The organism is Actinomadura sp. NPDC048021, from assembly GCF_040653135.1.
GTDB classification, from domain to species: Bacteria; Actinomycetota; Actinomycetes; order Streptosporangiales; family Streptosporangiaceae; genus Spirillospora; species Spirillospora verrucosospora.
Window position 1 is genome coordinate 109,754 of record NZ_JBEZJQ010000019.1, and the last position, 14,493, is coordinate 124,246.

General features: G+C 72.6%; 15 protein-coding genes. 14 read left to right on the top strand and 1 reads right to left on the bottom strand.

Going from position 1 to position 14,493, the window contains the following annotated elements:
* Positions 1 to 87 precede the first annotated feature (87 nt).
* The 13 genes from AB0C87_RS28550 (at position 88) to AB0C87_RS28610 (ending at position 12,535) form a co-directional block, all read left to right on the top strand.
* On the top strand, positions 88 to 1,329 hold the full coding sequence (locus AB0C87_RS28550) for an arginine deiminase (protein WP_345181042.1): 1,242 nt from the start codon (positions 88 to 90) through the stop codon (positions 1,327 to 1,329).
* A complete protein-coding gene (gene argF, locus AB0C87_RS28555; protein WP_360580389.1) occupies positions 1,329 to 2,330 on the top strand; it encodes an ornithine carbamoyltransferase in 1,002 nt (333 codons plus the stop codon). The genes AB0C87_RS28550 and argF overlap by 1 nt, the downstream gene beginning before the upstream one ends.
* A gap of 29 nt (positions 2,331 to 2,359) precedes the next feature.
* Positions 2,360 to 3,295, top strand: coding sequence for a carbamate kinase (gene arcC, locus AB0C87_RS28560; RefSeq protein ID WP_345181048.1), 936 nt, complete (start codon positions 2,360 to 2,362; stop codon positions 3,293 to 3,295).
* Positions 3,292 to 4,758, top strand: coding sequence for an amino acid permease (locus AB0C87_RS28565; RefSeq protein WP_345181050.1), 1,467 nt, complete (start codon positions 3,292 to 3,294; stop codon positions 4,756 to 4,758). The genes arcC and AB0C87_RS28565 overlap by 4 nt, the downstream gene beginning before the upstream one ends.
* Positions 4,751 to 5,800 (top strand): universal stress protein, encoded by a 1,050-nt coding sequence (locus AB0C87_RS28570; RefSeq protein ID WP_360580391.1) that lies wholly within the window; start codon positions 4,751 to 4,753, stop codon positions 5,798 to 5,800. The genes AB0C87_RS28565 and AB0C87_RS28570 overlap by 8 nt, the downstream gene beginning before the upstream one ends.
* Positions 5,801 to 5,920: 120 nt before the next feature.
* On the top strand, positions 5,921 to 6,727 hold the full coding sequence (locus AB0C87_RS28575) for a metalloregulator ArsR/SmtB family transcription factor (RefSeq protein ID WP_345181224.1): 807 nt from the start codon (positions 5,921 to 5,923) through the stop codon (positions 6,725 to 6,727).
* Positions 6,724 to 8,136 carry a Fe-S cluster assembly protein SufB gene (gene sufB, locus AB0C87_RS28580; protein ID WP_345181055.1) on the top strand — a complete coding sequence of 471 codons (1,413 nt, stop codon included), beginning with the start codon at positions 6,724 to 6,726 and terminating at the stop codon, positions 8,134 to 8,136. The genes AB0C87_RS28575 and sufB overlap by 4 nt, the downstream gene beginning before the upstream one ends.
* Positions 8,136 to 9,272, top strand: coding sequence for a Fe-S cluster assembly protein SufD (gene sufD, locus AB0C87_RS28585; RefSeq protein ID WP_353833767.1), 1,137 nt, complete (start codon positions 8,136 to 8,138; stop codon positions 9,270 to 9,272). The genes sufB and sufD overlap by 1 nt, the downstream gene beginning before the upstream one ends.
* On the top strand, positions 9,269 to 9,586 hold the full coding sequence (locus AB0C87_RS28590) for a non-heme iron oxygenase ferredoxin subunit (RefSeq protein WP_345181060.1): 318 nt from the start codon (positions 9,269 to 9,271) through the stop codon (positions 9,584 to 9,586). Before sufD ends, AB0C87_RS28590 begins: the two co-directional genes overlap by 4 nt.
* A 26-nt stretch (positions 9,587 to 9,612) precedes the next feature.
* Entirely contained in the window at positions 9,613 to 10,377 is a 765-nt protein-coding gene (gene sufC, locus AB0C87_RS28595) for a Fe-S cluster assembly ATPase SufC (RefSeq protein WP_179835235.1), read from the top strand.
* Positions 10,374 to 11,648: a cysteine desulfurase gene (locus AB0C87_RS28600; protein ID WP_345181067.1), complete on the top strand. Its 1,275-nt coding sequence runs from the start codon at positions 10,374 to 10,376 to the stop codon at positions 11,646 to 11,648. Before sufC ends, AB0C87_RS28600 begins: the two co-directional genes overlap by 4 nt.
* Positions 11,649 to 11,702: 54 nt before the next feature.
* A complete protein-coding gene (sufU, locus tag AB0C87_RS28605; protein ID WP_345181070.1) occupies positions 11,703 to 12,161 on the top strand; it encodes a Fe-S cluster assembly sulfur transfer protein SufU in 459 nt (152 codons plus the stop codon).
* Positions 12,158 to 12,535, top strand: coding sequence for a metal-sulfur cluster assembly factor (locus AB0C87_RS28610; protein WP_345181073.1), 378 nt, complete (start codon positions 12,158 to 12,160; stop codon positions 12,533 to 12,535). The genes sufU and AB0C87_RS28610 overlap by 4 nt, the downstream gene beginning before the upstream one ends.
* Before the next feature lie 43 nt (positions 12,536 to 12,578).
* Here AB0C87_RS28610 and AB0C87_RS28615 read toward each other — a convergent pair whose 3' ends face one another.
* Positions 12,579 to 13,133 carry a hypothetical protein gene (locus tag AB0C87_RS28615; RefSeq protein WP_345181074.1) on the bottom strand — a complete coding sequence of 185 codons (555 nt, stop codon included), beginning with the start codon at positions 13,131 to 13,133 and terminating at the stop codon, positions 12,579 to 12,581.
* Between the two features lie 157 nt (positions 13,134 to 13,290).
* On the opposite strand from AB0C87_RS28615, the gene AB0C87_RS28620 reads away from it, so the two are divergent.
* Positions 13,291 to 14,487 (top strand): histidine kinase, encoded by a 1,197-nt coding sequence (locus tag AB0C87_RS28620; RefSeq protein WP_360580393.1) that lies wholly within the window; start codon positions 13,291 to 13,293, stop codon positions 14,485 to 14,487.
* The last annotated feature ends 6 nt before the right edge of the window (positions 14,488 to 14,493 follow it).

Sequence of the window (14,493 nt, forward strand, 5' to 3'; positions counted from 1 at the left end):
AAGTCGATCTAGTTTCGCCGCCGCGCCCCGGGGAATCCGCGATCTGGGGGAGTCGCGGCGCCGTGGCCGTGCTCCGGGGAGGTGGGGATGGCGTTCCGCGTCGATTCGGAGGTCGGGCGGCTCCGCGAGGTGCTGCTGCACCGGCCCGAGCTGTCGCTCAAGCGGCTCACCCCCTCCAACGCCGCCGGGCTGCTGTTCGACGACGTGCTGTGGGTCAGGCGGGCGGTGGAGGAGCACGAGGAGTTCGAGGACGTCCTGCGCGCCCAGGGCGTGCGCACGCACCTGCTGATCGACCTGCTGGGCGAGACCGTCACGATCCCCGAGGCGCGCCGGCACATCCTCGACCGGGTGGTCGACCCGCACTGGTTCGGCCCGCTGGCCACCGACGCCATCCGCAACTGCTTCGACGCCATGGACGTCGCGGAGCTGGCCGCGTTCCTGATCGGGGGCATCACCAAGCGGGAGATGCTGGAGCGGATGCCCGAGCCGGCGTCGATCGCGTTCCACTCGATCGGCATGGACGGGTTCGTCCTGCCGCCGCTGCCCAACCACCTGTTCACCCGCGACACGTCCTGCTGGATCTACGACGGCGTCTCGATCAACACGATGCGCATGAAGGCCCGGATGCGCGAGACGGTGAACATGGAGGCGATCTACCGCTGGCACCCGCTGTTCGCGGCCGGGTACGACCGGCCCGCCGAGGGCGGCTACCACGTGTGGAACCGCGGCACCGCGATGGCGCCGGCGACGCTGGAGGGCGGCGACGTGCTCGTCCTCGGCAACGGCGGTGTGCTGGTCGGGATGAGCGAGCGCACGCAGCCGCAGGCCGTGGAGATGCTGGCCCAGTCGCTGTTCGCCGCGGGGTCCTGCGACCGGATCGTCGCCCTGCGGATGCCGCGCAAGCGGGCGTTCATGCACCTGGACACGGTCATGACGATGGTCGACCACGGCGTGTTCACCAAGTACGGGGGGATGGGCATGCTGCCGTCCCACACCGTGGAGCCCGGCGACAACGAGAAGGAACTCAAGATCACGGATCATCCGGCGGAGGACATGCACCGGGCCGTCGCCGCCGCGCTCGGGCTGGACGACATCAAGGTGCTCTCCCCGACCCAGGACGTGTTCGCCGCCGAGCGCGAGCAGTGGGACGACGGCGCGAACGTCCTGGCCGTGGCGCCCGGCGTGGTGATCGCCTACGAGCGCAACGCCACGAGCAACAACCACCTCGCCCGCAACGGCGTCGAGGTCGTCACGATCCGGGGAAGCGAGCTCGGCCGGGGCCGCGGGGGGCCGCGCTGCATGAGCTGCCCGCTCGTCCGGGACGCCTGATGGCGCCCGATCTGCGCGGGCGCAGCCTGCTCAGGGAGCTCGACTTCACGCCGGAGGAGTTCGCGTACCTCATCGACCTGGCGGCCGACCTGAAGGCCGCCAAGCGCGGCGGGACGGAGACGCGGGCGCTGGCGGGCAGGAACATCGCGCTCGTCTTCGAGAAGCCCTCCACCCGCACCCGCTGCGCGTTCGAGGTCGCCGCGCACGACCAGGGCGCCCACGTCACCTACCTCGACCCCGGCGGGACGCAGATCGGCCACAAAGAATCGATCAAGGACACGGCGCGCGTCCTCGGGCGGATGTACGACGGCATCGAGTTCCGGGGCTCCGCCCAGCGGCGCGTCGAGGAACTGGCCGAGCACGCGGGCGTCCCGGTGTGGAACGGCCTGACCGACGAGTGGCACCCGACGCAGATGCTCGCCGACATGCTCACCATGCGCGAGCACAGCGGCAGGCCGCTGCACCAGGTCGCCTACGCGTACCTGGGCGACGCGCGCAACAACATGGGGCACTCCTACGTGGCGGCCGGGGCGCTGCTCGGCATGGACGTCCGCATCGTCGCCCCCCGCGCCCTCTGGCCCGACGAGGAGGCGGTCCTCGGGCCGTCCCGCGCGGTCGCGGCCGGGACGGGCGCGCGCATCACCCTCACCGAGGACGTCGCGGACGGCGTGCGCGGCGCCGACTTCGTCATCACCGACGTGTGGGTGTCGATGGGCGAGCCGGCGGAGGTGTGGGACGAGCGGATCGCGCTGCTCACGCCCTACCAGGTCAACGCCGAGGTCATGCGCGCCACCGGCAACCCCGCCGCCAGGTTCATGCACTGCCTGCCGGCCTTCCACGACCGGGGGACCGCCGTGGGCGAGGAGATCTACCACAGGACCGGCCTGGACGCCCTCGAGGTCACCGACGAGGTGTTCGAGTCCGAGGCGTCCGTCGTCTTCGACGAGGCCGAGAACCGGATGCACACGATCAAGGCGGTCATGGTGGCGACGCTCGGCTGAGCCGGGACCGCCGGGGAGGGGGAGGACGCATGCGCGTGGTCGTCGCGCTCGGGGGGAACGCGCTGGTCAAGCGGGGGGAGACGCCCGACGCCGAGCTCCAGCGCGGCAACGTCGACCGGGCCGTGCGGTCGCTGGCGCCGCTGGCCGAGCGGCACGAGCTGATCATCACGCACGGGAACGGGCCGCAGGTGGGGGTGCTGGCGCTGGAGAGCGTCAACGACCCGAACCTGACCCGGCCCTACCCGCTGGACACGATCGGCGCCGAGACCCAGGGCATGATCGGCTACTGGATGCTCCAGTCGCTGCAGAACGCGCTGCCCGGCCGCCAGGTGATGGCGATGATCAACCAGACGCTGGTGTCGGCGGTGGACCCGGCGTTCGAGAACCCCACCAAGTTCGTCGGCCAGGTCTACGAGCGGGAGGAGGCCGAGAAGCTCGCCGCCGAGTACGGCTGGACCGTCCGGCCCGACGGGGACCGCTGGCGCCGCGTGGTGCCCTCCCCGCGGCCGCAGCGGGTGATCGAGACGCGGCTGATCAGGGAGCTGGTCCGGCTCGGCACGGTGGTGGTGTGCGCGGGCGGCGGCGGCATCCCGGTCTTCCGCAACGACGTGGGGCGCCTGGAGGGCGTCGAGGCGGTGGTCGACAAGGACCTCACCGCGGCCGTCCTCGCCGAGAGCATGGACGCCGACGCGCTGCTCATCCTCACCGACGTGCCCCGCGTGATGCGCGGCTTCGGCACGCCGGACGCGCAGGAGATCGCCCACACGACGCCGTACGAGCTGCGCGGCGAGGACTTCCCCGCCGGGTCGATGGGCCCGAAGGTCGAGGCGGCGGTGAGCTTCGTCGAGCGGACGGGCGACATGGCCGCGATCGGGACGCTCGACCAGTGCGAGCGCATCCTGGAGGGGACCGCGGGGACGATCGTCACCCCCAACGCCACGTGGCCGCTGGCGAGCACGCTGTGAGCGCCGGGACCGCGCCGCAGACCTTCGCGCGGAGCCTGCTGCGGACCAAGCCCGTCGACCTGATCGTCGCCGAGGGCGGGCACGGCGAGGGCGGCGAGCTGAGGCGCACGATGAGCCTGCTGCAGCTCACCCTGTTCAGCGTCGGCGCGACCCTCGGCACCGGCATCTTCGTCGTCCTCGGCGAGGCGGTCCCGCTGGCCGGGCCCGCGGTCGTGCTGTCGTTCGTCCTCGCCGCCGTCACCGCCCTGTTCTCGGCGCTGTCGTACGCCGAGCTGGCCGGGACGATCCCCGTCTCCGGCTCGTCCTACTCCTACGCGTACGCGACGCTGGGCGAGCTCGTCGCCTGGGTCTGCGGCTGGTGCCTGCTGCTGGAGTACGCCGTGTCGGTGTCGGCCGTGGCGGTCGGCTGGGGCTCCTACCTCAACGCCTTCCTCGACGGCGCCGCGGGCTTCACGATCCCGGCGCAGATCAGCAACCCGCCGGGGGAGGGCGGCCTCGTCAACGTCCCCGCGGTGATCGTGGTGCTGTTCGCCACGGCGCTGCTGCTGCGCGGCACCTCCGAGAGCGCCGCCGCGAACACGGTCATGGTCTTCCTCAAGATCGGCGTGCTGCTGTTCTTCTGCGCGATCGCCTTCACGGCGTTCCGGTCGGGCAACATGTCCCCGTTCGCGCCGATGGGATGGGCGGGCATCAGCGCGGCGGGCTCCAAGGTGTTCTTCTCCTACATCGGCTTCGACGCCGCCTCCACCGCCGGGGAGGAGGCCAGGAACCCGCGCCGCGACCTGCCCCTGGCGATCATCCTCTCGCTGGCCGTCGTGACGGCGCTCTACGTGCTGGTCGGGCTCGCGGCGGTCGGCGCCATGCACTGGACGCGGTTCTCGCTCAGCGGCTCGGAGGCCTCCCTGGCGCAGGTCCTGAACTCGGTGAGCGGGCGGACGTGGCCGTCGGTGGTCCTGTCCCTCGGCGCCGTGATCGCCATCGCGAGCGTCGTGCTCACCGTCATGTACGGGCAGACCCGCATCCTGTTCGCGATGTCGCGCGACGGGCTCGTCCCGCACGTCTTCCAGAAGGTGAGCCCGCGGCGGCGCGTCCCGGTCGCCAACACCGTCATCGTGGCGGGGTTCATCGCGGTCCTCGCCGCGGTGATCCCCCTCGGCCGGCTCGTCGACGCCACCAGCATCGGGACGCTGTTCGCGTTCGCCCTGGTCAGCGTCGGCGTGATCGTCCTGCGCCGGACCCGGCCGGAGCTGCCGCGCAGCTTCCGCGCGCCGCTGTACCCGGTGACGCCGCTGGCCGGCGTCGCCCTGTGCGTGTATCTGATGGTCGGCCTCGGCGGCGTCACCTGGACCGTCTTCGCGATCTGGACCGCCGTCGGCCTGGCCGGCTACTTCCTGTACGGCCGGCGCCACTCGCGCCTGGCCGCCGGGAACGGAGGGCCCATCGGAGGGAGCCCGCATGAGTGAACCGAAAGGCATGGAACCGGACGGCGTCGATTCCGGCGGAGGCGAACCGGACGGGCTGCGCGTGGTGGTCGGGTACTCGCCCGACGAGCGCGGCGACGACGCCCTCGTCCTGGCCGCGCTGATCCGGTCGGCGGACCGGTCGAGGCGGCTCGCGCCGCTGACGGTCGCCAACGTCCATCCACCCGCCTGGCCCGCGCACGGCCCCGCCTCGGTGGACGCCGAGTGGGTCGCCTACCTCAGGCACCAGTCGGAGGAGGCGCTGGGCCGGGCCGCCGCGCGGCTCGCCGAGCTCCAGGTGCCGCGGCCGGACCTCGACCTGCGGGTGCGCGCGCACCGGGGCAGCGGGCGAGGCCTCATCGAGGTCGCCCGGGAGGTGGGCGCCGACCTCGTCGTCATCGGCTCGGCGCCGGGCGGCCGTCGCGGCCGGATCGCCATCGGCAGCACCGCCGACCAGCTCCTGCACGACTCGCCCGTCCCGGTCCTGCTGGCGCCGCGCGGGTACGCCGACGAGTCGCTGCGCCACCACCGGGCGCTGGGGCCCGACCGCGCGGCGCGGCGGCTGGAGCGGATGACCGTGGCGTTCTGGCCGCGCCGCGACGTCGAGGGCCCGCTGCTGGCCGCCGCGGCGCTCGCGCGGAAGCTGGGGCTGCCGATGCGGCTGCTGACGCTGGTGCTGCGCCCGGCCGCCGTCGCGGCCAGGTTCGGCGGCGTCGGCGGCGCGCTGGACCGCCAGGTCGCCCAGGCCGACGAGGACCTGCGGGAGGCCGCGGGGCTGCTCGGGGCGCGCCTGGGGGACGGGATGCCGGTGGAGCGGCTCGCGGAGGTCGGGACCGGGGTCGCCGCCACGCTCGGCGCCGTCGATATGCTGCCGGGGGAGATCGTCGCCTGCCTGCCGGGCCGCCACGGACCGCTGCGCAAGGTGTTCCTCGGGGAGGGCTCCGGCAAGATCGTGCGGGCCGCGCCGTGCCCGGTGCTGGTGCTGCCGCGCGGGATCGGCGCTGGCGAGGGCGTGGCGTCCTCCGGCGAGGACGACCAGACTTAGGTAAGGCTTACCTGCGTGAGCTACGACATCGGCGTTCCGGTGTTTCGCGGGAAGTAATTACGGCACACTGATGTTGTGAAAAACGTGGGCGAGGATCAGACGAGCACCGGGGGCGCCGCCGTGCGCCCCGTCGGCGTGCCGTCCGGCCAGCCCGAGCGCGACACCCGCGCCCGGGTGGCCAGGCTGATCCTCGAACACGGCCCGGTCACCGCGTCCACGCTGGGGGAGCGCGTCGGCCTCACGCCGGCCGCGATCCGGCGGCACCTGGACGCGCTGCTGGCCGAGGGCATGATCGAGATCCGCCAGGCGCGGGTGCCGCAGTCCCGGCGCGGCCGGGGCCGTCCCGCCAAGTGGTTCGCCATCACCGACGCCGGGCGCAGCGCCTTCGTGCACGCCTACGACGACCTGGCCACCAGCGCCCTGCGGTTCCTCGCCGAGACGGCCGGCGACCACGCGGTCGCCGAGTTCGCCCGGCGGCAGATCGCCGACCTGGAGCGCCGGTACCGGCCCGTCGTGCAGGACGCGCCGCCCCACCAGCGGGTCCGCACGCTCGCCGAGGCCCTGTCGGGGGACGGCTACGCGGCCGCCGCCGCCAAGGCGCCCCAGCCGGGCGGCGGCGAGCAGTTGTGCCAGCACCACTGCCCGGTCGCGCACGTCGCCGCGGAGTTCCCGCAGCTGTGCGAGGCCGAGACCGAGGCGTTCAGCCGGCTGCTGGGCACTCCCGTGCAGCGGCTCGCCACGATCGCGCACGGCGACGGCATCTGCACCACCCACGTCAGTTCCCGCTCGCTCTGCGGGACCGGCGACACCGGCGAGGGCGGCGCCCGCGCCGCGCACGCCGCCCCTGGCGGGGACACGGCGGACGCGGAGGCGTCCGCCGGCACGCATCTGACCAGTGACGAGGAGTCCGGAGGGACCTCCCTATGACTACGGCAGCCCACCCGGAGCTCGAAGGGCTCGACAGGTACAAGTTCGGCTGGGCCGACTCGGACGCCGCCGGCGCCTCGGCGCGGCGCGGTCTGAACGAGGACGTCGTCCGCGACATCTCGGCCAAGAAGAACGAGCCTGAGTGGATGCTCGACCTGCGCCTCAAGGGGCTGCGGCTGTTCCGCAAGAAGCCGATGCCCACCTGGGGCTCGGACCTGACGGGCATCGACTTCGAGAACATCAAGTACTTCGTGCGCTCGACCGAGCAGCAGGCCACGTCCTGGGAGGAGCTTCCCGAGGACATCAAGAACACCTACGACAAGCTCGGCATCCCCGAGGCGGAGAAGCAGCGCCTCATCGCCGGCGTCGCCGCCCAGTACGAGTCGGAGGTCGTCTACCACAAGATCCGCGAGGACCTTGAGGAGAAGGGCGTCATCTTCGTCGACACCGACACCGGCCTGCGCGAGCACCCGGAGATCTTCCAGGAGTACTTCGGCTCGGTGATCCCGGTCGGCGACAACAAGTTCGCCGCGCTCAACACCGCCGTGTGGTCGGGCGGCTCGTTCATCTACGTCCCGCCGGGCGTGCACGTGGAGATCCCGCTCCAGGCCTACTTCCGGATCAACACCGAGAACATGGGCCAGTTCGAGCGGACGCTGATCATCGCGGACGAGGGCTCCTACGTGCACTACGTGGAGGGCTGCACCGCTCCGATCTACAAGTCCGACTCGCTGCACTCGGCCGTCGTGGAGATCGTCGTGAAGAAGGACGCCCGCGTCCGCTACACGACGATCCAGAACTGGTCCAACAACGTCTACAACCTGGTGACCAAGCGCGCCGTCGCCTACGAGGGCGCCACCATGGAGTGGGTCGACGGCAACATCGGCTCCAAGGTCACCATGAAGTACCCGGCGATCTACCTGCTCGGCGAGCACGCCAAGGGCGAGACCCTGTCGATCGCCTTCGCGGGCGAGGACCAGCACCAGGACGCCGGCGCGAAGATGGTGCACGCCGCGCCGAACACCTCCAGCAGCATCATCTCCAAGTCGGTGGCGCGCGGCGGAGGCCGCACGTCCTACCGCGGGCTGGTGCAGATCCAGGAGGGCGCCGAGCACAGCAAGTCCACGGTCAAGTGCGACGCGCTGCTGGTCGACCAGATCAGCCGGTCCGACACCTACCCCTACGTCGACGTCCGCGAGGACGACGTGGAGATGGGCCACGAGGCGACCGTCTCCAAGGTCTCCGAGCAGCAGCTGTTCTACCTGATGAGCCGCGGCCTCACCGAGGACGAGGCGATGGCGATGATCGTGCGCGGCTTCGTCGAGCCGATCGCGCGCGAGCTGCCGATGGAGTACGCCCTGGAGCTGAACCGGCTCATCGAGCTGCAGATGGAAGGAGCCGTCGGCTGATGGGGCTCGAGCAGAAGCCTCTCTCGACGCTGCACGAGAAGGCGTCCTACGACGTCGCCGACTTCGACGTGCCCACGGGGCGCGAGGAGGAGTGGCGGTTCACCCCGCTGCGCCGCCTGCGCGGCCTGCACAACGGCACGGCCGAGGAGGGCGGCAAGGTCCTGGTGGAGGTCGAGGCGGCGCCGGAGGTGACCGTCGAGACGGTCGGCCGCGACGACGAGCGCCTCGGCAGGGCCTACGTCCCCACCGACCGGGTCAGCGCCCAGGCGTGGACCTCCTTCGCCCAGGCCACGGTCGTGACCGTCCCGAAGGAGACCGCGGCCTCCGTGCCGACCGTGCTGCGGCTGCGCGGCGAGGACGCCTCGGCCGCCGCCTACGGGCACATCACGATCGTCCTGGAGCCGTTCGCCGAGGCCACCGTCGTGCTGGCGCACCGGGGGTCGGCGACCTACGCCGACAACGTCGAGTTCGTCGTCGGCGACGGCGCCCGACTGTCGGTGATCAGCCTCCAGGACTGGGCCGACGACGGGGTCCACGTCTCCCACCAGCACGCCCGGCTCGGCCGCGACGCCCGGTTCCTCTCGCACAACGTCTCGCTCGGCGGCGACGTGGTGCGGATCTCCCCGTCCGTCGCCTACGAGGGGCCCGGCGGCGACGCGGAGCTGTACGGGGTGTACTTCGTCGACGGCGGCCAGCACCTGGAGCACCGCCTCCTGGTCGACCACGCCGTCCCGCACTGCCGCAGCCGCGTCGACTACCGCGGCGCCCTGCAGGACCGGGACGCGCACGCCGTCTGGATCGGCGACGTGATCATCCGCGCGGAGGCGGAGGGCACCGACACCTACGAGCTGAACCGCAACCTCGTCCTCACCGACGGGACGCGGGTCGACTCCGTGCCGAACCTGGAGATCCTCACCGGCGAGGTCGCCGGCGCGGGGCACGCCTCGGCTTCCGGCCGGCTGGACGACGAGCACCTGTTCTACCTCCAGGCGCGGGGCATCTCCTTCGACGATGCGCGCCGCATGGTGGTCCGGGGGTTCCTCGGCCAGCTCGTGGAGCGCATCGAGGTCGCCGAGGTGCGCGAGAAGGTGCGCGAGGCGATCGAGGCGGAACTGGACCGGGGAGCGGCCAGGTGACCTACGTGAAGGTGTGCGCGCTGGACGAGGTCCCCGCCGACGGCGCGCTCGGCGTCGAGGTCGACGGCACGCCCGTCGTCGTCGCGCGGAGCGGTGCCGACGTGTTCGCTCTGAACGACATCTGCTCGCACGCCGAGGTCTCGCTCTCCGAGGGCGAGGTCTACAACGGCACCATCGAGTGCTGGCTGCACGGATCCTGCTTCGACCTGCGCAGCGGCAAGCCCACCAACCCGCCGGCCACGCAGCCGGTCGCCACCTACAAGGTCAGGGTCGAGGACGGCGAGGTCTACGTCTCGCTCGCCGGCGACGACTGACCGCACGACGAAGGACTACACGCACTATGGCCACGCTTGAGATCCGCGACCTCCACGTCTCCGTCGGCGACGGCTCCGACGGCGCGAAGGAGATCCTGCGCGGGGTCGACCTGACCGTGAAGGCCGGCGAGACCCACGCCATCATGGGGCCGAACGGCTCCGGCAAGTCCACCCTGGCCTACGCGGTCGCCGGCCACCCGAAGTACGAGGTGACGTCCGGCTCCGTCACGCTCGACGGCGAGGACGTCCTGGCCATGTCGGTCGACGAGCGCGCCCGCGCCGGGCTGTTCCTGGCGATGCAGTACCCGGTCGAGGTGCCCGGCGTCTCGGTGTCCAACTTCCTGCGCTCGGCCGTCACCGCCGTGCGCGGCGAGGCCCCGAAGCTGCGCGAGTTCTCCAAGGAGATGAAGGCCGCGATGGACGCCCTGTCCATCGACCCGGCGTTCGCGCAGCGCAGCCTGAACGAGGGCTTCTCCGGCGGCGAGAAGAAGCGGCACGAGATCCTCCAGCTGGAGATGCTGAAGCCGAAGGTCGCCGTGCTGGACGAGACCGACTCCGGCCTCGACGTCGACGCGCTGAAGGTCGTCTCCGAGGGCGTCAACCGGTTCGCCTCCGGCGACACCGGCGTCCTGCTCATCACGCACTACACGCGCATCCTGCGCTACGTGAAGCCCGACTTCGTGCACGTGTTCGCCGCCGGCCGCGTCGTCGCCGAGGGCGGGCCCGAGCTGGCCGACGAGCTGGAGAACGAGGGCTACGAGAAGTACGTGAAGGCGGGCGCGTCCCTATGAGCGGAACAGGGAGCCTTCTGCCCGAGGAGCTGAAGAAGGACTTCCCGCTGCTGCAGCGCACGGTCCGCGGCGGGCGCCCGCTGGTGTACCTGGACTCGGGGGCGACATCGCAGAAGCCCCTCCGGGTGCTGGACGCCGAGCGGGAGTTCTACGAGCGGCACAACGCGGCGCCGCACCGCGGGGCCCACCTGCTCGCCGAGGAGGCGACGGAGGCCTACGAGAACGCCCGCGCCTCGATCGCCAGGTTCGTCGGCGCCGCGCCCTCCGAGATCGTGTTCACGAAGAACGCCACCGAGGGCATCAACCTGGTCGCCTACGCGATGAGCAACGCGGCCACCGCCGGCCCGGAGGCCGAGCGGTTCGCCGTCGGCCCCGGCGACGAGATCGTGGTCTCGGAGATGGAGCACCACGCCAACCTCGTCCCGTGGCAGCAGCTCTGCCGGCGGACGGGCGCGACCCTGCGCTGGTTCGGCATCACCGACGAGGGCCGCCTCGACCTGGACGACCTCGACGGCATCGTCAACGAGCGCACGAAGATCGTCGCGCTGACGCACCAGTCGAACGTCCTCGGGACCGTTCCGCCGATCGAGCGGATCGTGGAGCGTGCCCACGCCGTCGGCGCGCTCGTCCTGCTGGACGCCGCGCAGTCGGTACCGCACCAGCCCGTGGACGTGGCCCGGCTCGGCGCCGACTTCCTGGTGTTCTCCGGGCACAAGATGCTCGGCCCGACCGGCATCGGCGTGCTGTGGGGGCGCGGCGAGCTGCTCGCGGCCATGCCGCCGTTCATCACCGGCGGCTCCATGATCGAGGTCGTCCACATGGAGGAGACCACGTTCATGCCGCCGCCGCAGCGGTTCGAGGCGGGCGTGCCGATGACCGCGCAGGCGGTCGGGCTGGGCGTGGCCTGCGACTACCTCGCCGATCTCGGCATGGACCGCGTGCACGCCCACGAGGAGGCCCTGGTCGGCTACTCGCTGGAGCGTCTCGGCGAGATCTCCGGCGTCCGCGTCATCGGCCCCGGCACCACCGAGGCCCGCGGCGGCGCCGTCTCGTTCACCGTCGACGGCATCCACCCGCACGACGTCGGGCAGGTCCTGGACGAGTTGGGCGTCGAGGTCCGCGTCGGCCACCACTGCGCGTGGCCGATCTGCCGCCGCTTCGGCATCCCGGCGACCACCCGCGCGACGTTCTACCTCTACAACACCCTCGGCGACGTGGACGCGCTCGCCGACGGGGTAAGGCAGGCGCAGAAGTTCTTCGGCACCGCCTGAGGAACACGCCCTGCCGCACCCGGGTTGTAGCGAGAAAGGCTTGGAAAGGACGCCATGCAGCTGGAGGCGATGTACCAGGAGGTCATCCTGGACCACTACCGCAACCCCCTGCACAAGGGGCTGCGGGAGCCGTTCGAGGGGGAGGCGCACCACGTCAACCCCACGTGCGGCGACGAGGTGACGCTGCGCGTCCACCTGGAGGGCGAGGGCCAGGACGCCACGGTCGCCGACGTGTCCTACGACGCCATGGGCTGCTCGATCAGCCAGGCCAGCGCATCGGTGATGTCCGACCTGCTGATCGGCAAGTCCGTCAAGGAGGGGATGGCGGTCGGCGAGGAGTTCCTGGCGCTGATGCAGTCCCGCGGCCAGGACGTCGCGCCCGACGAGGACGTCCTGGAGGACGCCGTCGCCTTCGCCGGGGTCTCGAAGTACCCCGCCCGGATCAAATGCGCCCTGCTCGCCTGGATGGCGTGGAAGGACGCGACCGCCCGCGCACTCGGAGAGGCATCATGACCGACACGCCCGCGACCGACACGCCCGCCCAGGAGGCGCCCGACGCCGAGGCTCCCGCGACCGCCGCCTCCCCCCAGGAGGAGGAGATCCTGGAGGCCCTCAAGGACGTCGTCGACCCCGAGCTCGGCATCAACGTGGTCGACCTCGGCCTGGTGTACGGCGTCGACCTGACCGACGAGGTCGCGACCCTGGACATGACGCTCACCAGCGCCGCCTGCCCGCTCACCGACGTGATCGAGGACCAGGCCCACAGCGCGCTGGAGGGCCTGGCCAAGGACGTCAAGATCAACTGGGTCTGGCTCCCGCCGTGGGGCCCCGACAAGATCACCGACGAGGGCCGCGACCAGCTCCGCGCCCTCGGCTTCAACGTCTGACCCGCGCCGCGCCCTGAGGCCGCGTCCCACCCGGGACGCGGCCTCACGCGTCCCGGGCGGCGCCGTCCCGCGGCCTGGGCGGCCAGAGGGTGGTCGTGACGGGCCACAGGGCCCAGACCGCCAGGACGAACCCGAGGCGGCCCAGCCAGGCGTCCAGGGCCCGCGTGCGGTCGGCGTCGCCGACCAGGGCGATCATCGCCAGGAGCAGGGCGCAGGCGATGGCCGTGGCGAGCGCGGCCTTGCCGAACTCGCGCCACTCGTGGCGGACCCGCGCCGCCCCGTACCTCGGACCGCGGGTGGGCGGCGGGCCGCCGGCGAAGCGGTGGGCGAAGCGCTCGTCCGCCCACCGGACCATACTGTGGCCGAACGCGACCGAGTAGCCGAGGTAGGCGGCCGACAGCCCGTGGGCGCCGCCGGCGGTCGCGCCGCCGCGCAGGTCGGCCGCCGTGGCGGCCAGCAGGACCAGGTCGACCAGCGGGACGCTCAGCAGGAGCACCGCCCCGGTGCGGCGCAGGCGCAGCGCGTAGCGGGCGAGGAGGCCCGCGGCGAGGAGCACCCAGAAGCCGATCTCGCATCCGGCGATCACCGCTAGCAGCACGTGGAATCCCTTCTCGACGGCCGGGATTCCCATCGTCCGCCCGGGGGCGAGGGCGAATCGTCGTCTGCGATGAGGTTCCGCGGGTCGTCCGAAGGATGTACGCGCGCTCCTCACCCGGACGGACGAGACACCCCGGGCGGGATGCTGAGATGGACCCGTGCACAGGCTCCGACGTCTCACCACCCGCCAGGACGCGCTGCTGGCCGCCGCCGCGCTCGCGGGCGGCCTGGTGGTGCTGGCGGCGCACGGGCACACCGTGTGGTCCGCCGGCTGGGACCCCTCGTTCCGGCTGCGCCTCGTCCCGCTGGTCGGGCTCTGCGCGACGATGCTCCTGCGGCGGACGGCCCCGCTCACGGGCCTGCTCCTGGCGACGCCGTTCAACGTCGCCGACGTCGCGTTCGGGCCGAGCCTCGCCACCGCGATGATCTACGGGGACGCGCTGTACGCGGCGAGCCTGTACGGTCGGCGCCGCACGGCGGAGTGGCTGCTCGGGGCGACGCTCGCGGGGAGCGCGGCGGTGGCGGTCGCCGCGGCGGCGGCGGTGCGCGGCGTCGCGGTCGGCGTGCTCGGCGCGTCGGTCGCCGGGGTGGTGTGGGTGACGCCGGTGCTGACCGCGATGGCGGTGCGCGAGCACCGGTCCCGCGCCGAGGCCGAGCGGGCGCGGGCCGAGGCCGAGCGGGAGCGCGCCGAGCAGGTGGCGCGGCTGGCCGAGCTGGACCGGCGGGCCGCCGTGGCCGCCGAGCGCGCCCGGATGGCCCGCGAGCTGCACGACGTGATCGCCAACCATCTGAGCGCGGTGGCGCTGCACTCCTCGGCCGTGCTGAAGGTGCGGGGCCTGGACCGGGAGGGGGTGGACCGGGCGATGGAGGTCATCCGGGAGAACAGCGTCCAGGGGCTCGCCGAGATGCGGCGGATGATCGGGCTGCTGCGCGAGGGCGACGGCGCGGATCCGGCGGCCCGGCCGCGGCTGGCGGAGCTGGACCGGCTCGTCCGGCACACCGCGCGGTCCGACCTGTCGGCGCGGCTGGAGGTCGCCGGGGAGCCGCCGGAGCTGCCGGCGGCGGTCGAGCTGGCCGCCTACCGGATCGTCCAGGAGTCGCTGACGAACGCGCTGAAGCACGCCGGGTCGGGGCGCGCCGACGTGCGGGTGGAGTACACGGGCGGCCACGTGGTGATCGACGTGCTGAGCCCGCTCGGCCGGGACGGCTCCCGGCTGCCCGGCACCGGCAGCGGGCTGGTCGGGATGCGCGAGCGCGCCGTGATGCTGGCCGGGAGGTTCGCCGCCGGGCCGGACGGCGGCCGCTGGCGGGTGCACGCCGAGCTGCCCCTCGACTCGCTGGGCGGGGCGGCGTGAGCGCCG